1 pseudogene is annotated in these 465 nt (G+C 38.5%); it reads right to left on the reverse strand.

The window, feature by feature from the left end:
* Nucleotides 1-465: pseudogene (locus tag ACNPNW_RS06080) on the reverse strand (IS5 family transposase); the annotation flags it as partial.

Raw genomic sequence — 465 nt, forward strand, 5'->3', positions numbered from 1 at the left:
CGTGCTAGTTTATCAAATCGAGTTTGCAATAGCACGGAAATATTTTGATCTCGCAAAAGCGTTTTCAACTAAATATCTTAATTTATATAGATATTTATCAAATTCTTTATTCGATCTCTTACTGTTTGATCTCAATGGAATAATAGGAATCATATTCTTGTTCTTAGCACATATTCGAATGTGCTCAGCATCATATCCCTTGTCAGCAATGAGATATGTTGCCTCGCCTACAATATCAATCAGTTGTTTTGCAACTTGACTGTCGTGGACGTCACCCCCAGTGATTTTAAAATCAATCGGTAATCCATTCGCGTCGGTTGCAAGATGTATTTTTGTTGTTTGTCCACCACGTGATTGTCCAATTGCTCTTTCGAAACCATACCGAGCTCCACTTGCATGTTGATGCACGCGTATGTAGCTTCCGTCAATGAATACCCATTCTTGATCCAAGACGCCTCGTAATCT

This window comes from Acinetobacter endophylla, assembly GCF_053543775.1.